This window comes from Komagataeibacter sp. NFXK3 (genome assembly GCF_054182245.1).
In genome coordinates this window covers 41,768-61,367 of sequence record NZ_JAPIVJ010000006.1, presented here as the reverse complement: position 1 = coordinate 61,367, position 19,600 = coordinate 41,768, and the positions used below count along the sequence as shown (strand labels likewise).

Genomic DNA, 19,600 nt, shown 5'->3' with positions numbered 1-19,600 from the left:
CAGGCTCAAGGCAGGACGCGCTGGCAGCATATGGGGCGCGATGTGACGGGGGCTGGCGGGTTTCGCCGTTCGGCGGTCATTGATCTGGGTTCGAATTCCGTGCGCCTTGTGGTGTTTGACGGCATTTCGCGCAATCCCGCGCCCATTTTCAACGAGAAGGTGGTGCTCAGGCTGGGTCGGGGGCTCAACGCCACGGGTCGGCTGAACGAGGAGGCTGTGCCGCTGGCCATGGAGGTCATGGCCCGCTTCAACGCCATTGCGCGCGGCATGGAGGCAAGCCCCTTCGAGGTTCTGGCCACGGCGGCGGTGCGCGATGCCACCAACGGGCCGGAATTCGTGGCGGGGCTGAAATCACGCCTGCCCGGCGTGCCGATCCGCATACTGAGCGGGGAGGAGGAGGCCGATTATTCCGCCACCGGCGTGCTGTGCGGCATCCCCGATGCCAACGGGCTGGTGGCTGATATTGGCGGTGGTTCGCTTGAACTGATCCGCATCGAGAACGGGCGCAAGCGCGATGCCTGCACCCTGCCGCTGGGCGTGATCCGGCTCAATGACCGCGCCGGTGGCGACCTGGCCCGCGCACGCGCGCTGGTGGATGAGGACCTGGCCCGCGTGGACTGGCTGGAGGGTGTGCGCGGGCAGGACCTGTACCTGGTGGGTGGCGCCTTTCGCGCACTTGCCCGCCTGCAGATCGCACGCACGGCCTATCCGCTCAATATCGTGCACCTGTACCAGCTTGCGCCCGATACCGCGCGCGAGATGACGGACTGGATCCTGGGCGCCAGCAAACGCTCGATCGAGCGCCTGCCCGGCGTGCCGCGCAAGCGGCTTGATGATGCGCCCTTTGCCGCCACCGTGCTGCGCAGGCTCATGCGGCATGCGCAGCCCAACGGGCTGGTCTTCTGTGTCGATGGCCTGCGCGAGGGGTGGTACATGCGCAATGTGGCCGCAAGTGTTGCCGATAACGACCCGCAGGATGCCGTGGCCCGCGAAATGTGCTGCATGCTTGGCCGCAGCATGCAGCTGCCCGAGCGCCTGGCGGACTGGACGGCGCCGCTCTTCCCCGATGAAGACCCCGTGGCAGGCCGCCTGCGCGCGGTGGCGTGCTGGCTGTCGGATGTGGGCGCGCATGACCACCCCGAATACCGGGCCGAGCAGACCTATCTGCGCATCCTGCGCCTGCAGGGGGTGGGCTTTACGCATCAGGCGCGGGCTTTCCTGTCGCTTACGCTGGCGGTGCGCTACGGGGCCGACCTGTCGGTGGCGTATCTGCAACCCTCGCGCCAGTTGCTTGACCCCGCGCAGTTTGCCCATGCCGTGGTGCTGGGGCAGGCATTGCGGCTGGCCTATACGGTGAGTGGCGGCACGGAGGCCCTGCTTGATGGCACGCGGCTGGAAATGGCGGATGGCACGCTGTCGCTGCATTTCGCGCCGGGGCGCGATGTGGTGCAGGGCGAGAGCGTGCGCCGCAGGCTCGAGCGCCTGGGCAGTGCCATGAACATGCCGGTGCGCATCCGCGACCATTAAGTGAAAAATTGAATCAGAATAAAAGTTTTTGGGTGCCGCCTTTTTTCAAAAAGGCGGCGTTTCCCCAATAACGCTCAGATATGTCTGTAACGGGGGCGAGCATGAAGCACGGCACGCAGCGCGACCTGCTGCTGATCCGCGGCGGCACGGTGGTCACGGGGCAGGCCAGCCTGCGGGTGGACGTGCTGTGCGGTGGCGTGGGGGAAATTCTGGCCGTGGGGCCGGCGCTTGAAGCGCCCACCGGCTGCACGACCATTGACGCCGGTGGCCTGCTGGTGCTGCCCGGCGGCGTTGACCCCCATACCGGCATTGGCGCGGATGAAGCCGGTTTTTCCGCAACGGCTGCGGCCCTGGCAGGCGGTACCACCACCGTGATCGATGTGATGCGGCCGCACGGGCAGGACATGGCGCAGGCATGGCGCGACTGGCGGCAGGCTGCGGCCCGCGCGCCGGTTGATGTCGGGCTGCGCATGGGGCTGCCGGATGCCGGGGGCGCTGTCATGGGCGGCATGGACATGCTGGTGGGCCATGGGGTCAACAGCTTTCACCTGTCCATGGCAGGGGGCATGGGGGATCATGCCATCCTTGACCTGGCGGCCCATGCGGCAGGGCTTGGCGCGTTATGCGTGATCGAGGCGCAGAACGCGCAGGCCATGGCTTACCTGCACGCGGCCCTTGACCATGCGGGTGTGAGCGGGGGCGAGGCCTGCCCGCTGGCCTGCCCGCCCGCCATCGAGGGTGAGGCCGTGGGCCGGGCCCTCATGCTGGCGGGGCTGGTGGGCGCGCCGGTGCATGTGGGGCCTGTCTCGACCGCAGGCGCGTGTGCCGCCATTATCGCCGCCCGCGCGCAGGCCCGGCGCGTGCAGGCGCATGTGCTGGCCCCGCATCTCGTGCTTGACGAGGCGGTGTATGACGCCGGTGACCCCGCCCCTTACTTGATACGTCCCCCTTTTCGGGATTCGACGCACCGGCGGGCGCTATGGGGGGCGCTGGCCTGTGGCGCGGTGGGCATGGTGGCCAGCGGCTTCAGCCCGGCAGGGCAGGCGGGCCACGGCGTGGCAGGCGGCTTGGCCGAGCGGATGCGCGTTGTGTGGCGGCACGGCGTGCAGGCGGGGGTGATGGAGGCGGAGGAATTCGTCCGCGCCACGTCGGAGGCAGCAGCCCGGGCGTTCAACATCTACCCCCGCAAGGGCGCCATCATGCCGGGCGCGGATGCCGACCTCGTGCTGTGGAACCCCGATGCGCAGGAGATGCGCCCCGCCAGCGCGGGGGGCCTGTATGGCGGCATTGCGCTGGGGGGGCAGCCAGAATGCGTGATCCGCGGCGGGGTGGTGGCGTTCCGTGATGGTGCGCCGCATGAGGGGGCAGGCAGCAGTGCCTACGTGCCCTGCCCGGCATTCCGGCCCGGCCTGTCGGTGCGCATGCGGCAGGCGGCGCGCTTATCCGTTTGAAAATGATGCAGGAATGAACATTTTTGCCGCCGCCCCTATTTTCAAGAAGGCGGCATCTGGGTTGCACCCGGCAAAACGCATCATGGCATTGCCCCTTTGCTTTCAGGCAGGGTGACAGGGTAGGATCACTTTCCCATATAATGGGATCAGAAGACATCAATGGCTGTTCCGGCTGTCTGCCTTGAGGGGGGTGAGGCAGTCCGTGGCCACAGGACAAGGGAACAGGTTTGACGGGGATCAGACACGATATCCGTTTCTATGTCGGAAACGAATATCATGCGTTGGCCAACATCGCGCCAACACGCACGCTGCTGGACTGGCTGCGTGAGGAACGAGGCCTGACCGGCACCAAGGAAGGCTGTAACGAAGGCGATTGCGGGGCCTGCACGGTGCTCGTGGTCAGGCTGGAGGGCGAGCGGCTGGTGTGGCGCGCGGTCAATGCGTGCATCCAGTTCGTATGCATGCTCGATGGCGCGCAGGTGCTCACCATCGAGGACATGCGCGCGCCCGATGGCAGCCTGCACCCGGTGCAGCAGGCCATGGTGGAGCATCACGGTTCGCAATGCGGGTTCTGCACGCCGGGCTTTGTCATGTCCATGGTGGCGGGCCGCAAGGCAGCCGGGCTTGCACAGGATGAACGCGGCATTGACGACATGCTGGCAGGCAATCTGTGCCGCTGCACCGGCTATGCGCCCATCGTGCGCGCCATGCGCCACGCCATGCAGGCGGGGCCTGACCATTTCGATGCAATGGCCGATGACATGGCCGGGCGCCTGCACGCCCTGCGCGACGGGGCCACGGTTGACATGACCGGACCCACGGGCCGCCTGACCATTCCCGCAACGGTGGATGCGCTGGCCCACACGCTGCTCGAAAACCCCGATTCCCGCATCGTGGCGGGGGCGACCGATGTGGGGCTGTGGGTGACCAAGGGCCTGCGCGACCTGCCGCATGTGGTTCCGATTGGCCAGATCGCCGACCTGCGGCGTATCGGGATGACAGGGCAGGGGCTGTATGTCGGCGCTGCCGTTACATGGCAGGAAGCCCGCGCAGCCCTGGCGGAAATCCTGCCCCAGCCCGATGAGGAAGTGTTCCGCCGCATCGGCTCGGTGCAGGTGCGCAATGCGGGCACGGTATGCGGCAACATCGCCAACGGCTCACCCATTGGCGATGGCCCGCCGGTGCTGATCGCGGCCGGGGCCATGTTGCACCTGCGCCGCGGGGATGTGCGCCGCACCATCGCGCTGGAAGAGTTCTTCATCGATTACGGCAAACAGGACCGCGCGCCGGGCGAGTTCGTGGAAGGGATCACCATTCCTGTTCCCGCACCCGATACGGTCATCCGCGCATGGAAAGTGTCCAAGCGCTTCGATCAGGATATCTCGGCCATTCTGGCTGCGTTTTCGCTCACGCTTGCGCCTGATGGCACCATCAGCAATCCGCGCATCGCCTTTGGCGGCATGGCGGCCACCCCGCGCCGCGCCGCGCGCACGGAAGAGGCCCTTGCGGGCCGCAAGTGGAATGAAGCCACGCTGGAAGCCGCGCGTGAGGCGATCATGGCCGATTTTACCCCATTGACCGACATGCGGGCAAGCGCATGGTACCGCAGCACCGTGGCGGCCAACCTGCTCACCCGGCTTTATGCCGATTGCGGGCCGCAGGCCGCCCGCGTGCCCACCAGCGTGCATGCCGCCTGCACCGCCACGGGAGACCACGCTCATGGCTGATGCAAACATCGCGGCCACCGCCGCCCCCGTGCTCGGTGCGGGCATCGTGCCCGGCGGCGCGTCGGAAAGCCTGCGGCACGAAAGTGCGGCCATGCACGTGCAGGGCACGGCCAGCTACATTGACGACCTGCCAGAACCCCGTGGCACGCTGCACCTTGTGCCGGGGCTGAGCATGCGCGCCCATGCCCGCATCGTGTCCATGAACCTTGACGCCGTGCGGCAGGCCGAGGGCGTGGTGGCGGTCTATACGGCCACCGACATACCGGGCGAGAACCAGATCAGCCCGGTGGGCAAGGGCGATGAGCCGCTGCTGGCCAGGGATATCGTCTCGTTTTACGGCCAGCCCCTGTTCGTGGTCGCCGCCACCACGCGCGGTGCCGCCCGCCGCGCGGCGCGGCTGGCGGTTGTGGAATACGAGGACCTGCCCGCCATCCTCAACATCGCGCAGGCCCGTGAGAATGGCAGCCCCATGGTCTGGCGACAGATGGAAATGAAGCGCGGCGACGTTCTGGCCGGGCTGGAACATGCGCCCCGCAGGCTCTCGGGCCGCATTACGGTGGGCGGGCAGGAGCATTTCTACCTTGAAGGGCAGGTGGCCCTTGCCTGCCCGGGTGAAGAGGGGGAGATGCATGTCACCTCCTCCACCCAGCACCCGACCGAGACGCAGCATATGGTCGCCCATGTGCTCGACCGCCCCGCCAACCTCATCACCGTCGAGGTGCGGCGCATGGGCGGCGGCTTTGGCGGCAAGGAAACGCAGGCCAATGCCTGTGCCTGCCTCTCCGCCCTCGTGGCCGACAGGACGGGCCGTGCGGCCAAGATGCGCCTCGACCGCGATGACGACATGACCATGACCGGCAAGCGCCATGATTTCGTGATCGATTACGATGCAGGCTTTACCGATGACGGGCGGATCGTGGCGGTGGACATGGTGCTCGCCGCGCGTTGCGGCTGGTCGGCCGACCTGTCCGGCCCGGTCATCGACCGGGCGCTGTTCCATGCCGATAACGCCTATTTCTACCCCGATGTGCGCCTGCGCTCGGAGCCGCTGCGCACCAACACGCAGTCCAATACCGCCTATCGCGGCTTTGGCGGCCCGCAGGGCATCGTCGCCGCCGAGCGCGTGATCGAGGAGATTGCATTCGCCACCGGCCTCGACCCGCTCGAGGTCCGGCTGCGCAATGTCTATGGCACGCATGACCGCAATGTCACGCCGTACAACATGGTGGTGGAGGACTCGATCACCCACGACCTGCTGCCCGCACTGGCCCGGCGCTGCCATTACGTCCAGCGCCGTGCGGCCTGCCGCGAATTCAATGCCACCAGCCCCTACCTGCGGCGCGGCATTGCCATCACCCCGGTCAAATTCGGCATCTCGTTCACCGCCACCCATTACAACCAGGCGGGCGCGCTGGTGCATGTCTATACCGATGGCTCGGTGCAGGTGAACCACGGCGGCACCGAGATGGGCCAGGGCCTGCACACCAAGATGGTGCAGGTGGCCATGCGCGAATTCGGGCTTGGCCCCGATCAGGTGCGCATTACCGCCACAACCACCGGCAAGGTGCCCAATACATCGGCCACGGCAGCCTCGAGCGGGGCGGACCTCAACGGCATGGCGGTGCTTGATGCCGTGCGCCGCATCAAGCGCAGGCTGGTGGAATTCGCCGCCAGCCACTGGAACGTGGGCGAGGACGAAGTGCGTTTCGCGCCCGATGGCGTGCATGTGGGCCATAAGGTCATCGCGTTTTCGCACCTGACCCGGCAGGCGTATTTCGCGCGTGTGTCCATGTCGGCCAACGGGTTCTACAAAACGCCCAAGATCTCGTGGAATGGCGATACGGGGCAGGGGCGGCCCTTCTATTACTTCGCCTACGGGGCCGCATGTTCGGAGGTGGTGATCGACCTGCTGACCGGCGAGACGAAGATCGACCGCGTGGACATCCTGCATGATGCAGGCCAGTCGCTGAACCCCGCCCTCGACATCGGCCAGATCGAGGGCGGCTTCGTGCAGGGTGCGGGCTGGCTGACCTGCGAGGAACTGGTGTGGGACGATGCGGGCCGCCTGCGCACCCATGCGCCCAGCACCTATAAAATCCCCGCCTGTTCCGACCGCCCGCGCGTGTTCAATGTCGAGCTGCTGGAAAACGCGCCCAACCGCGAGCACACCATTTTCCGCTCCAAGGCGGTGGGCGAGCCGCCTTTCGTGCATGGCGTGTCCGTGCTGCAGGCGATATCGGATGCGCTGGCCAGCCTTGATGGCTACCGCACCTGCCCCCGGCTCGATGCCCCCGCCACGCCGGAGATGATCCTGCGCACGGCAGATCGCCTGCGCCGCGGCCAGCCCCCCGCCTGCTGAACCCATGGGCACGGACATGCGCGCCGATCTGGCCCGGTGGCGGCTCATGGGCCAGCCGGTTGCCCGGATCAGCGTGTCAGCCGCGCGCGGCTCCACCCCGCGTGAGGCCGGTACCTTCATGCTGGTGACAGCCACGGAGCAGTCCGGCACGGTGGGCGGCGGGGACCTGGAATGGAACGCCATCCACCACGCCCGCGCCCTGCTGGCCACGGGTAGCGGGACGCAGGACCTGCGCATCGACCTTGGCGGCCACTCCGGGCAGTGCTGCGGGGGTGAGGTGATGCTGTGCATCGATGTGCCCGAGGGCAGGGGGCTGGACGCCGTCATGGCGGAACTCGAGCGCCAGCGCAGCGAGGCCCCGCTGCTCCTGCTGTTCGGGGCGGGGCATGTGGGGCGCGCGCTGGCCCATGTGCTGGCCCCGCTGCCGCTGCGGCTGGCCTGGTGCGATTCGCGCCCGCATGAATTCGGCCCCGTCATTCCCCCCGGCGTGGCGGTGCATGATGATGGCGACTGGCAGCGCCTTGTAACCGATGCGCCCGCTGGCTCCGGCGCGCTGGTGCTGACACAGAGCCACGCGCTTGACAGCCTGATTGTTGCATCCATCCTCGAACGGGGCGACTTTCGCTATGTGGGCCTGATCGGCTCGCACACCAAGCGCCGCCGCTTCGAGATGGCCTTCCGCGCGCTCGGCCTGCCCGAAGACCGCATCAATGCCATGGTCTGCCCCATCGGGGGGGAGGGCGTGCGCGACAAGCGGCCCCCGGTCATCGCGGCGCTGGTGGCGGCGGAAATTGTCACGCGCTTCCTGCACGCGCCGCGGGGAGAGGGTGATGCAGATGGGGATGAGAGACGCTTATGAACGATCCGCTTTCGCGCACGCCCCGCATGATGCGCCTGCATGCGCGGGGCATTTCCTACTTCAATGCGGTGCGGGAATGCCGCTCCATCCGCGAGGCGGCGCGCAGGCTCAATGTCACGCCCTCGGCGCTGACGCGCCAGCTTGCGCAGATGGAGGCCGAAATTGGCGCGCCCCTGTTCGACCGCCTGCCCGAAGGCATGGTCCTGACCGAGGTGGGCACCATCATGGCCCGCCATATCGTGACCGTGATGCAGGATGCCGCCCGCACGGAGGAGCAGATCAACGCCCTGTCCGGCCGGCATGACGGCAGGCTGCGCATCATGGCGGTGGAAGGCATAGCAGGCCAGCTCCTGCCCGCGCTGCTCGAGCGCATCATCTCCGCCTTTCCCACCGTTGAGCTGCATGTGGAGGTCGGCGCGCCCAAGACCATCGTCTCGGCCCTGCAGGATGGGCGGGTTGACCTTGGCATTGCGTTCTCGCTGGCCCTTTACCCCGAATTGCGGCGGGTGGCGGTGGGGCATTTTCCCGTTGGTGCCGTGGTGCGGGCCGACCACCCGCTGGCGCACCTGCGCACCGTGACGGTGGAGGAATGCGTGGCCTACCGCCTGATCCTGCCCACGCGCACGCTCTCGCTCTACCGCGTGATGGAGCCGATGCTGCGCCCGTGGCAGGACCGCCTGAACGTGGTGCTGCATACCGGCTCGATCGAACTGACCAACCGCATGGTGCTTGCAGGCGCGGGGCTGGCCTTCCAGTCGCCGCTGGCCGTGGGCGTGCAGCCCGGCCAGGACAGCCTGCGCCACGTGCCGTTGCGTGACACCCGCGCCGTGACCGATCTCGGGGCGTATGTGCGCGAATCCCGCTGGCTGCCGCCCCTGCTGGAAACCGTGATCGAGGAGCTGCGCCTTGAGCTGCGCCGCGTGCAGGGCGTGAGTGACGAACGCGCGGTCTGACCTCTGTTGCGATTTAAGCAACGGAACGATGAAATCATTCTACTGGACGAAACAGCCTGCGGGCTGATTAGATCAACCCATCGTGGTGCGGTTGGGGGATATCCGTATGGCGTCGGGGGACGTCATACGGGGCTGCATCAGCCAGACAGAAAACAGATGGGGACCCGCAGATGGATACCAACATGCAGCCGAAAGACGGGGGGCTGGCGGCACTCGATGCAGCCGTGCGCCGTGACCTGGAAATCATCCGCTACCCGCGCAAGGAATGGATTCCCCCCATCGAACGCGATGGCCGGCGCGTGCTTGACGTCGCGATCATCGGCGCGGGGCAGGGCGGGCTTGCCACGGCCTTTGCGCTCAAGCGCAACAACATCACCAATGTGCGTATTTTTGACCGCGCCGCGAAGGGCGGCGAAGGCCCGTGGGTGACATTCGCGCGCATGATCACGCTGCGCACCCCCAAATACGTGACCGGCCCCGACCTGGGCGTGCCCTCGCTCACCCCGCGCTCATGGTATGAGGCGCAGTACGGTGCCACCGCGTGGGAGAAGCTGGACAAGATCCCCCGTGGGGACTGGCAGGCCTATCTCGACTGGTACCGCGACATCCTCGACCTGCCGGTGGCCAATGACCACGAGTTCACGGGTGTTACGTGGGAAGACGGCCTGCTGCGCCTGACCTTCCGCCGCCCCGATGGCACGAGCCACGTGCATTATGCCCGCAAGCTGGTGCTGGCCACCGGCATCGAGGGCTGCGGCACGTGGCACGTGCCCGACTTCATCCGCAACGACCTGCCGCGCGAGCGCTATGCCCATACATCCGAGGCGATCGATTTCGCGGCGCTGAAGGGCAAGCGCATCGGTGTGCTGGGCGCCGGGGCCTCGGCGTTCGATAACGCCGCCACGGCACTCGAGGACGGTGCCGGCAGCGTGACGCTTTGCCTGCGCCGCAAGGAAATCCCCTCCATCAACCCGTATCGGTGGATGGAGAATACCGGCTTCCTCGCCTACTACCCCGCTCTGTCCGATGAGCTGCGCTGGGGGTTCATGCGCCGTATCTTCGAGCTCAACCAGCCGCCGCCGCAGGATACGTTCTGGCGGTGCCGCCGGCATGAAAACTTTTCCTACCGCACCGGCTGCCCCTGGACGGGCGCCCGCATGGAGGGTGATGAAATCGTTGTCGATTCGCCCACCGGCGAGATGCGCTTTGACTTCGTAATCATTGGCACGGGCTTCGCCACCGACCTGTCCCGCCGGCCCGAGACCGCATCCTTCGCCCCCTCCGTCTCCCTGTGGGGCGAGCGCTACAAGGCGCCCGCAGGGGCCGAGAGTGCGGTGCTGGAAAGCTATCCCTACCTGGGCGACTGCTACCAGTTCCTGCCGCGCGAGCCGAATGACCCGCTGGCGCCCATGCTGGCCAACATTCACAATTTCACGTTCTCGGCCACGCCCAGCATGGGGCTGTCGGGGGCTTCGATCAGCGGCATGCGCTTTGGCGTGGAACGCCTGGCCCACGGGCTGGGGCGTGACCTCTACGTGGCCGATGGCCAGCAACACCTTGAAAGTCTGCTGTCCTATGACGTGGCGGAACTAGTCAGTCTCGATCCTCCTGTTGCATGATACGCCCCGGGTAGATTTATCCATTCGGGAGAGAGTGAGTAGATGAGCAGCGCTGTAAGCCTTTCACCTTCCGCGCCGGGTGTTGCCGGCGCGGGGGCAAGCAATGACCACAAGGTTCCCCCCGTGGCAGACATGGCCCGGATCATCGGCCTGAGCATTCCGGTGGCCTGCCTGCCCGATGTCGTGGCCAATACGGCGTTGCTGCATGGCTATGCCGACCTCGTGGCAGGCTTCGTGCTGCCTGATGACTGCGAGCCAGCCTACGAGTACGCGCCATGACCGCCCACGCCATGGGCGCAGCGCTTGGCATCGCCGCTGACATACGCGCAGGCCGCCGCAACGCCGTGGGCGTGGTCACGGCGGTCATTTCGGATATCGAGGCGCGTGACACCCGCTTCAACAGCGTGACCCGCATCCTTGGCCCCGCCGCCGTGGCGCAGGCCGAGGAAGTGGACAAGGCCATTGCCGCAGGCCGCGACCCCGGCCCGCTCGCCGGTGTGCCCTTTGGCGTCAAGGACCTGTTTGACGTGCGCGGCGAGGTGACCACCGCAGGCTCCATCGTGCTGCGCGACAACCTGCCCGCTTCCGAGGATGCAACCGTCATCGCCCGCCTGCGTGCCGCCGGCGCCGTGCCGGTGGCTACCCTGAACATGGATGAGTTCGCCTACGGCTTCTCGACCGAGAACGCGCATACCGGCACAACCCGCAACCCGCATGATCACGCCCGCCTGGCCGGTGGCTCGTCGGGCGGGTCGGCTGCGGCCGTGGCGGCGGGGCTGCTGCCCTTTACGCTGGGGTCGGACACCAATGGCTCGATCCGCATCCCCTCCGCGCTGTGCGGGGTGTGGGGGCTCAAGCCCACCTATGGGCAGATGCCGCTGCGCGGGGTCTATCCGTTCGTTGCCAGCCTCGACACCGCAGGCCCCATGGCCGATACGCTCGAGGACCTGATGGCGGTGTACGGCATCATGTCGGGGCGGGACGTGTCAGCCCTGCCCGATGTGGCATCCGTAAAAGTGGCGCGGCTGGGGGGCTGGTTCGCCCGCAATGTCAGCCCCGAGCTGACGGCTGCGATCGATGGCGTGATGGCGCATCTGGGCCATGACCCTGTCATCGAGCTGCCCGAGGTGGCGCGCGCGCGGGCGTCGGCCTTCCTCATCAGCGCTGCGGAGGGCGGCAACCTGCACCTGCCCCGCCTGCGCAGGCGTTCCATGCAGTACGACCCCGCCACCCGCAGCCGCCTCATGGCAGGCGCCATGCTGCCTGCCGCAACCTATCTGCAGGCGCAGCGCTTCCGCCGGTGGTTCCGCGCCCAGGTGCACGCGGCCTTCACGCAGGCCGATGTGCTGGTGGCGCCCACCACGGTGGGTGTCGCGCCGCGTATCGACCAGCCTTCCATCATGGTGGATGGCAGGAGTGTTTCCGCGCGGGCCAATCTGGGCATCTATACCCAGCCCATCAGCCTGGCCGGGCTGCCGGTGCTCGCAACTCCCCTGGCCGTGGACGGCCTGCCGCTGGGCGTCCAGCTGATCGGCGCGCCGGGGGCCGAGGCAAAACTGTTTGCCGTGGCCGCCGAACTGCAGCGTGCGGGCCTTGCCGCCTGCCGCCCGCTTGATGCGGGTTACGCGCGGAAGGAAAAGGCATGCTGAACACGCCGCGTTCATGCCGGGGGATGGTCACATCCCCCCACCACCTTGCCAGCCAGGCCGGGCTGGACGTGCTCAAGGCAGGCGGCACGGCCATCGAGGCCGCTGTCGCTACCGCCGCGGCACTGGCCGTGGTCTATCCGCACATGACCGGCATTGGCGGTGACGCCTTCTGGCTGACCATGTGGCCCGATGGGCGGGTCGAAACCATCGATGCCTGCGGGGCAGCCGCAGGCAAGGCGGATGCCGCATTCTATCACGCGGCGGGCCATGACACGATTCCGTGGCGCGGCCCGCTTGCGGCCAATACGGTCGCGGGCACGGTATCGGGGTGGGAGATGGCCCTGTCATGGAGCCACGCCATGGCGCCGGGCCTGCCGCTTGGCCGTGTGCTGCGCGATGCGCTGTACTATGCCGAGCAGGGCGTGCCCGTTACTGCGGGAGCCGCCGAGATCACCCGCCAGAAAGTGGAGGAACTCAGGAACGTGCCCGGCTTTGCCGCGCAGTTCATGCCCGGCGGCAAGCTGCCGCAGGCAGGCGACATCCTGCACAACCCGCGCCTGGCCACGACCTTGCGCCAGCTGGCCGATGAAGGACTTTCCAGCTTCTATCGCGGCACGGTGGCGCGTGAACTCGCCGCCGACCTGGAGGCCCTTGGCAGCCCGCTTACCCTGGCCGACCTGCAGGCCCACAAGGCGACGCACCAGCCAGCGCTCCATGCCCGCATTCACGGCGCGGACCTGTACAACATGGCCCCCCCCACGCAGGGCGTGGCCTCGCTGCTGATCCTGGCGCTGTTTGACCGGCTCAAGGCCGCGAACGCGGATGATTTCGATTACCTGCACGGGCTGGTTGAAGCGACCAAGCAGGCTTTCCGCTATCGCGACACGCATGTGGGCGATCCCGCCTACATGACCGTGCAGGCGCAGGACATCCTTGATGACCGCAAGGCGCTCGACCGCATGGCAGCGAGCATCGACCCCAACAAGGCGGCCCCCTGGCCGTGGCAGTCGCAGCAGGGCGATACGGTGTGGCTGGGCGTGATCGATTCCGACGGGCTGGCCGTGAGCATGATCCAGAGCCTGTATTTTGAATATGGCTCGGGCGTGGTGCTGCCGCGTACGGGTGTGGTGTGGCAGAACCGGGGCACCAGCTTCGGCCTTGACCCGCAGGGGTGGAACGGGCTGCAGCCGGGCCGCAAGCCTTTCCATACGCTCAACCCGGCGGGCGCGCGCTTCGAGGATGGCCGGACCATGGTGTACGGCACCATGGGCGGCGAGGGCCAGCCCCAGACACAGGCCGCCCTGTTCACCCGCTACGCGCGCTACGGCATGCCGCTGCAGCGCGCGATCACGGCGCCGCGCTGGCTGCTGGGCCGCACATGGGGGGAATCCAGCGTCAGCCTGAAATATGAGGACCGCTTCGACCCCGAGGTGATTGCCCGCATGAGTGCCGCAGGCCACCAGATGGAACGCGTGGCGCCGTTTTCCTCCATCATGGGGCATGCGGGCGCGCTGGTGCGCCATGAATCCGGCCTGCTGGAGGGGGCGACCGACCCGCGCAGCGATGGGTGTGTCGCAGCATGGTAAACGCAGGAGGCAGCATGGATCAGCCTTCGGGCCAGCGCGCGGTGGCGCGGTGCGCCGAACTGGGGCGCGCGCCGTATTCCGAGATGGAGGGCGGGCTGTTCCGCCCCTATCTCGGCCCATCCTACCGCGCCACCTGCGACCGGCTGGCCACGTGGATGCGCGCGGCAGGCATGACCACGCGCATGGATGCGGCAGGCAACCTGCTGGGCCGCTATGAGGGCCAGACGCCTGATGCCCCGGTTCTGCTGCTCGGCTCGCATATCGACAGCGTGCGCGATGGCGGCTTTTTTGATGGCATGCTGGGCGTCATCCTTGGCATCGAGGCCGTGGCCCATTTCGCGGCAGCGGGCAGACGCTTCCCCTTCGCGCTTGAAGTGATCGGCTTTGGCGATGAGGAGGGCTCGCGCTTTCCCTCGGGCATGCTGACCTCGCATGCCGTGGCGGGCGTGCTCGAACCCCCTGACCCCGCCATGAGCGACTGGGCCGAGACGGCAACCCTGGCCAGCGCGCTGGAAGGCTTCGGGCTGGATGTGGGCCAGATGCACAAGGCATCACGCAGGGGCGAAAACGTCCTCGCCTATGTCGAGGCGCATATCGAGCAGGGGCCGGTGCTCGAGGCCGAGGGCCGGGCCCTTGGGGTGGTCAGCGCCATTGCCGCCCAGCACCGCTACCGCATGACCCTGCGCGGCATGGCCGGGCATGCGGGCACCGTATCGATGGACCTGCGGCGCGACGCGCTGGCAGGTGCCGCCGAGATCATCCTCGCCGCCGAGCGCATTGGCCGCGCGGGCACCGACGGGCTGGTGGCCACCGTGGGGTCGCTTGACGTGATGCCGGGTGCGGCCAACGTGGTGCCGGGCGAGGTGGTGTTCACCCTTGACGTGCGTGCTGGCACCAATGCCGTGCGTGACCGCGCGGCACGCGAAATCCTTGCCGTGGCCCAGGCCGTGGCAAAGGCGCGCAGGCTGGAGCTCGCCATCAGCATGCAGCAGGATCTCGACGCCACCCCGTGCGACCCGCGCCTGACATCCTTCATGGAACAGGCCGTGCGCGACGTGACGGGTGCTGACCCGCGCCTTGTGGTCAGCGGGGCCGGGCATGATGCCATGATCATGGCGCATCTGGCCCCGGTTTCCATGCTGTTCATCCGCTGCGCGGGCGGCATCAGCCATAATCCGGCGGAATCCGTAACCGATGCGGATACGGATGCGGCGCTGCAGGCCATGATTGCCTTTATTGGACTTTTTGAGAGACCTTTCGGATGACCCAGACATTTTTCGGCCAGATCAACCCTCCCGCCCGGCTGCTCATGGGGCCGGGGCCGGTCAACGCGCATCCGCGCGTGCTGCGCGCCATGGCCGCCGACATGCTGGGCCAGTTCGACCCCGAAATGACCGACTACATGAACCAGACGATGGACCTCTACCGTCAGGTGTTCATGACCAACAACCGCTGGACCATGCTGGTCGATGGCACGGCGCGCGCGGGCATCGAGGCGGCCCTCGTCTCGCTGGTCGAGCCGGGCATGAAGCTGCTGATCGTGCGCGCGGGGCGTTTTGGCCTGCTGCTTTCCGAGATCGCCCAGCGCATAGGCGCCGAGATCGTGACGCTGGACCTGCCCTGGGGCGAGGTGGCCAGCCTTGACCAGATCGAGGAGGCCATCATCACCCACCGCCCGCATGTGCTGGCGTGCATTCATGGCGATACGTCCACCACCATGGCCCAGCCGCTCGATGGGGTGGGGGCGCTTTGCCGCAAATACGATGTGCTCTCCTATGTCGACACCACGGCAACGCTGGGCGGCATGGAAGTGGCCACCGACCGCTGGGGCGTGGACGTGGTGAGTTCGGGCCTGCAGAAATGCATGGGCGGCCCGCCGGGCTCGGCCCCCATCACCATCTCCGACCGCGCGGCCGAGCACATCTTCGCCCGCCGCCATGTCGAGGCCGGCATTCGCGGCAGCGACACCACGGACGGCACGCGCGCGCGTATTCCCTCGAACTATTTCGACCTGGCCATGATCATGGATTACTGGTCGGAAAAGCGGCTGAACCACCACACCGAGGCCACCACCATGCTCTACGGCGCGCGTGAAGCCGCCCGCGTGGTGCTGGAGGAAGGGCTGCAGGCCCGTTTCGCCCGCCATGCCAAGGCATCGCGCGCGGTGTGCGCCGGGCTGCGCGCCATGGGGCTGGAACTGTTTGGTGGCGACGAACACCGCATGACCAACGTGACCGGCGTGTACATTCCCGAGGGCATTGATGGCGAAAAGGTGCGCGGCCGCATGCGCGAGGATTTCGAGATCGAGATCGGCTCCGCCTTCGGTCCGCTGCAGGGTAAAATCTGGCGCATTGGCGCCATGGGCTACAATGCCGAGAAGCACAAGGTGCTGCTGACCATGGGCGCACTCGAAACCGTGCTGCGCCATGAGGGCCACGGCTTTGGCGCAGGCGCAGGCGTTGATGCCGCCCTCGCCGCCTATAACGACTGATGACAGGAGACCACGGCGTAATGTCTGATACAGGTGCCTATCCGCGCGACATGGTTGGTTATGCGGGCAACCCGCCAGATGCAAAATGGCCTGGCGGGGCGCGGATCGCGGTCCAGTTCGTCATCAATTACGAGGAGGGGGCCGAGAATTCGGTTCTCCATGGTGATCGTGGGTCGGAGGCATTCCTGTCCGAGATGGTGGGGGCGCAGTCCATTCCCGGCGCCCGCGCCATTGCGATGGAAAGCCTGTATGAATACGGTTCGCGTGCCGGGTTCTGGCGGCTGCACCGCATCTTTACGCAGCGCAAGCAGCCGCTCACGGTGTTTGCCGTGGCCGCCGCCATGGCGCGCAACCCCGCAGCGGTTGCCGCAATGAAGGATGCCGGGTGGGAAATCGCCTCCCACGGGCTGCGCTGGATCGACTACCAGCACGTGCCCGAGGCGGTGGAGCGTGCCCACATTCTTGAATGCATCGCGCTGCATGAAAAGCTGACCGGCTCGCGCCCGCTGGGCTGGTACCAGGGCCGCACCAGCCCCAACACCGCCCGCATCGTGGCGGAGGAGGGCGGCTTTGTGTACGACGCCGATTCCTATGCCGATGACCTGCCCTACTACGACCGCAGTTCCGGCCGGGCGCAGCTGATCGTGCCCTATACGCTCGATGTGAATGACATGCGCTTCGTGGCGCTGAACGGCTTTACCGAGGGCGAGCAGTTCTTCAACTACCTGCGCGACACGTTTGATGAACTGTACGAGGAAGGGGCGGACAGGCCGCGCATGATGTCCGTCGGCCTGCACTGCCGCGTGGCGGGTCGCCCCGGTCGTGCGCGGGCGGTAGCGCGCTTCCTCGACTATATCGCCCAGCGCGAGAAGGTCTGGGTCGCCACCCGTCTGGACATTGCCCGTCACTGGCTGGAGACGCACCCGGCATGAACCGCATCTTTGACCGGGTGAATTCACTCTCCGCCGTGCGGTTTGTCGAGCTGTTTGGCCCGATTTACGAGCATTCGCCATGGGTGGCCCAGCGCGCCCATGGGCATGCGCCCTTCAGTGGGCACGAAGCCATGCTGGCCGCCATGGCGCTGGTGCTGGAACAGGCGGATGAGGCCGAAAAGATGGCCCTCATCCGCGCCCATCCTGAACTGGCACAGCGCATGGGGGTGGACCCCACGCTCACCTCGGCCTCGGCTGCGGAACAGGCTTCCGCCGGGCTGGACCGGCTGACGCCGGATGAGTTTTCCAGCTTCCGCGCGCTCAATGAGGCCTATGCGGCCAAATTCGGCATGCCGTTCATCATCTGTGTGCGACGCTCGGACAAGCAGGCCATCCTGAACGGGCTGCGCAGCCGGCTGGAAAACACGCCCGAGGCCGAACAGCAGACCGCACTGGCCGAGATCAACAAGATCGCAGCACTCCGCCTGGCCGATGTGCTCGAACGCCTGGAGCATGACCTATGAGCACGCTTTCCACCCATGTGCTTGACCTCGTATCGGGCAGGCCTGCTGCTGGCATGGCCATCAGCCTGTGGGCGGGGCAGGACTGCCTGTTCCGTGGCGTGACCAATGCCGATGGCCGCTGCCCTGAACTGGGCGAGCAGATGGGCGAGATGCGCCCCGGTGCCTACCGGCTGGAATTTGCCGTAGCCGCCTATTTTCGCGCGCAGGGCGCAGCCTTGTCCGAGCCGCCTTTCCTTGACGTGGTGCCGATTGCATTCGGCATGGCGGCAGCGGGGGCCGATGGCAGGGGCGGTCATTACCACGTGCCGCTCCTGGCCTCGCCGTTCGGCTTCTCGACCTATCGCGGTAGCTGAAAACCAGACGTTTCTGGTGAAGCTTTTTTCAAAAAGCTTCAAAGGACATAACGCCTCACCGTGCCTCAGCGCGGCGGGGGCGCGGTGGGCGTATCGACAACCAGTCTGGCCAGATAGATCAGGCTCAGTGCACCAACGCCGCCATTGGGCAGCCGGGCCTTGAGCGCCACGATCTGCGCGAGTTCCCTGACAGACAGGGGCACAGTCTCATCACACAGGTGATCGCATAATATCCCGAAGGCCAGCGGGCATTCATTGAAATCGACATATTCCAGGGCGGACAGGCGTTTTTTCCTCTGGCATCCGCCCTGCAAAAAGGTGGCCAAAGGCCCGGATGTCTTTCCTGATATCCGTCATGCTGCCTCCATTCCATCATCAAAAAAGGGCCGTGGCGGTCATGCCACGGCCCTTTTTGCATGTACCCGCGGCAGGTTGCCCCGCCGCAGGCCATGGCAGGATCAGGAAACAGCCTGCTTCAGCGCCGCCGTCAGGTCGGTCGTGCTGGCCTTGCCACCAAGGTCGCCGGTGCGCACGGCGCCAGAGGAGATGACCTTCTCGATGGCCTTGTCGATACGGGTGGCCAGGTCCTGGCGGCCCACATGCTGCAGCATCATGTTGGCAGCAAGCAGCAGCGAGGTCGGGTTGGCCTTGTTCTGGCCTGCAATGTCGGGAGCCGAGCCATGAACGGCCTCGAACACGGCGGCCTTCTCGCCAATATTCGCACCCGGTGCGAGGCCAAGCCCGCCAACCAGGCCGGCGGTCAGGTCGGACAGGATGTCACCAAACAGGTTGGTGGTGACAATGCAGTCATACTGCCAAGGATCGGTCACGAGCTGCATGGCGCAGGCGTCAACGATGCGCTCGTTCACTTCCACGCGGCCCTCATATTCCTTGGCGACCTTGCGGCCTTCTTCAAGGAACAGGCCGGTCAGCAGCTTGAGGATGTTGGCCTTGTGCACCAGCGTCACGCGCTTGCGGTTGTTCTTGACCGCGTATTCAAAGGCATAGCGCACGATGCGGTTGCATTCCGCGCGCGAGGTGTAGCCTGCGCTGGTGGCGATGGCATGCGGGTCATCACCAACGGGAATGTAGTTTTCGAGTGCGGCGTAATAGCCCTCGAGGTTCTCGCGGAAGATGACGAGGTTGATGTTCTCGAAGCGGCCGCCCGGCACGATCGTTTTTGTGGGGCGCACATTCGCGAACAGGCCGAACTCCTGGCGCAGTGTTACGTTGATGGACTTGAAGCCACCACCGACGGGCGTGGTCAGCGGGCCTTTCAGCGCAAGGCCGGTGCGGCGGATGCTCTCGATCGTCTCCTTGGGCAGCGGGCTGCCGGTCGCCTCAAGGGCGGAAACGCCACCAAGCGCCTTTTCCCATTTGAAGGGGGCGCCAACCGTATCAAGGATCTCGACAACGGAGTCGACAATTTCAGGCCCGATTCCATCACCGGGAATCAGGGTAGCGGGAATTGTTTTTTCTGCGGACATTCTCGAACGTCTCCCTTTAGTGCTTGCTACTGAAAAGCGTTTCAGCATGCGCACCGGCTTGGCGGACCCGGTTCGTTGCCGGG

Annotated in this window: 17 protein-coding genes; 15 read left to right on the top strand and 2 right to left on the bottom strand. The window is 66.6% G+C overall.

The features are described 5' to 3' along the window. The first annotated feature begins 30 nt into the window (after positions 1 to 30). The 15 genes from OQZ28_RS08335 to uraH all read left to right on the top strand — a co-directional run bounded on the left by OQZ28_RS08335 (position 31) and on the right by uraH (position 18,030). The gene (locus OQZ28_RS08335) at positions 31 to 1,527 is read left to right on the top strand and encodes a Ppx/GppA phosphatase family protein (protein ID WP_458135797.1); all 1,497 of its coding nucleotides are present in this window, start codon (positions 31 to 33) and stop codon (positions 1,525 to 1,527) included. 101 nt (positions 1,528 to 1,628) lie between these two features. After that, complete coding sequence (locus OQZ28_RS08330) at positions 1,629 to 2,978, top strand: amidohydrolase family protein (protein ID WP_458135796.1); 1,350 nt, start codon at positions 1,629 to 1,631, stop codon at positions 2,976 to 2,978. Positions 2,979 to 3,214: 236 nt separating this feature from the next. Next, positions 3,215 to 4,705 carry a xanthine dehydrogenase small subunit gene (xdhA, locus tag OQZ28_RS08325; protein WP_458135862.1) on the top strand — a complete coding sequence of 497 codons (1,491 nt, stop codon included), beginning with the start codon at positions 3,215 to 3,217 and terminating at the stop codon, positions 4,703 to 4,705. Continuing rightward, the gene (gene xdhB / locus OQZ28_RS08320) at positions 4,698 to 7,064 is read left to right on the top strand and encodes a xanthine dehydrogenase molybdopterin binding subunit (RefSeq protein ID WP_458135795.1); all 2,367 of its coding nucleotides are present in this window, start codon (positions 4,698 to 4,700) and stop codon (positions 7,062 to 7,064) included. Before xdhA ends, xdhB begins: the two co-directional genes overlap by 8 nt. A 4-nt stretch (positions 7,065 to 7,068) precedes the next feature. Next, entirely contained in the window at positions 7,069 to 7,923 is an 855-nt protein-coding gene (gene xdhC, locus OQZ28_RS08315) for a xanthine dehydrogenase accessory protein XdhC (protein WP_458135794.1), read from the top strand. Continuing rightward, a complete protein-coding gene (locus tag OQZ28_RS08310) occupies positions 7,920 to 8,876 on the top strand; it encodes a LysR family transcriptional regulator (protein WP_061272588.1) in 957 nt (318 codons plus the stop codon). Before xdhC ends, OQZ28_RS08310 begins: the two co-directional genes overlap by 4 nt. A gap of 170 nt (positions 8,877 to 9,046) precedes the next feature. Next, positions 9,047 to 10,495 (top strand): SidA/IucD/PvdA family monooxygenase, encoded by a 1,449-nt coding sequence (locus OQZ28_RS08305; RefSeq protein ID WP_458135793.1) that lies wholly within the window; start codon positions 9,047 to 9,049, stop codon positions 10,493 to 10,495. A gap of 42 nt (positions 10,496 to 10,537) precedes the next feature. Beyond that, positions 10,538 to 10,774: a DUF4089 domain-containing protein gene (locus tag OQZ28_RS08300; protein WP_130730002.1), complete on the top strand. Its 237-nt coding sequence runs from the start codon at positions 10,538 to 10,540 to the stop codon at positions 10,772 to 10,774. Continuing rightward, positions 10,771 to 12,144 (top strand): AtzE family amidohydrolase, encoded by a 1,374-nt coding sequence (locus OQZ28_RS08295; protein WP_458135792.1) that lies wholly within the window; start codon positions 10,771 to 10,773, stop codon positions 12,142 to 12,144. The genes OQZ28_RS08300 and OQZ28_RS08295 overlap by 4 nt, the downstream gene beginning before the upstream one ends. Beyond that, entirely contained in the window at positions 12,138 to 13,730 is a 1,593-nt protein-coding gene (locus OQZ28_RS08290; protein ID WP_130730000.1) for a gamma-glutamyltransferase family protein, read from the top strand. The genes OQZ28_RS08295 and OQZ28_RS08290 overlap by 7 nt, the downstream gene beginning before the upstream one ends. Then, complete coding sequence (locus OQZ28_RS08285; protein WP_458135791.1) at positions 13,724 to 14,995, top strand: allantoate amidohydrolase; 1,272 nt, start codon at positions 13,724 to 13,726, stop codon at positions 14,993 to 14,995. The genes OQZ28_RS08290 and OQZ28_RS08285 overlap by 7 nt, the downstream gene beginning before the upstream one ends. Next, positions 14,992 to 16,221 (top strand): pyridoxal-phosphate-dependent aminotransferase family protein, encoded by a 1,230-nt coding sequence (locus tag OQZ28_RS08280; protein ID WP_458135790.1) that lies wholly within the window; start codon positions 14,992 to 14,994, stop codon positions 16,219 to 16,221. Before OQZ28_RS08285 ends, OQZ28_RS08280 begins: the two co-directional genes overlap by 4 nt. A 20-nt stretch (positions 16,222 to 16,241) precedes the next feature. Further along, positions 16,242 to 17,153, top strand: coding sequence for an allantoinase PuuE (puuE, locus tag OQZ28_RS08275; protein WP_130729997.1), 912 nt, complete (start codon positions 16,242 to 16,244; stop codon positions 17,151 to 17,153). Continuing rightward, positions 17,150 to 17,677, top strand: coding sequence for a 2-oxo-4-hydroxy-4-carboxy-5-ureidoimidazoline decarboxylase (uraD, locus tag OQZ28_RS08270; protein WP_130729996.1), 528 nt, complete (start codon positions 17,150 to 17,152; stop codon positions 17,675 to 17,677). Before puuE ends, uraD begins: the two co-directional genes overlap by 4 nt. Next, the gene (gene uraH / locus OQZ28_RS08265; protein ID WP_130729995.1) at positions 17,674 to 18,030 is read left to right on the top strand and encodes a hydroxyisourate hydrolase; all 357 of its coding nucleotides are present in this window, start codon (positions 17,674 to 17,676) and stop codon (positions 18,028 to 18,030) included. The genes uraD and uraH overlap by 4 nt, the downstream gene beginning before the upstream one ends. 65 nt (positions 18,031 to 18,095) lie before the next feature. Here the strand turns inward: uraH and OQZ28_RS08260 are convergent, their stop codons facing one another. Together OQZ28_RS08260 and OQZ28_RS08255 are read right to left on the bottom strand one after the other, a co-directional pair. Beyond that, the gene (locus OQZ28_RS08260) at positions 18,096 to 18,356 is read right to left on the bottom strand and encodes a MafI family immunity protein (protein ID WP_458135789.1); all 261 of its coding nucleotides are present in this window, start codon (positions 18,354 to 18,356) and stop codon (positions 18,096 to 18,098) included. Positions 18,357 to 18,488: 132 nt separating this feature from the next. Further along, a complete protein-coding gene (locus tag OQZ28_RS08255; RefSeq protein WP_110566483.1) occupies positions 18,489 to 19,517 on the bottom strand; it encodes an isocitrate/isopropylmalate dehydrogenase family protein in 1,029 nt (342 codons plus the stop codon). Positions 19,518 to 19,600 lie beyond the last annotated feature (83 nt).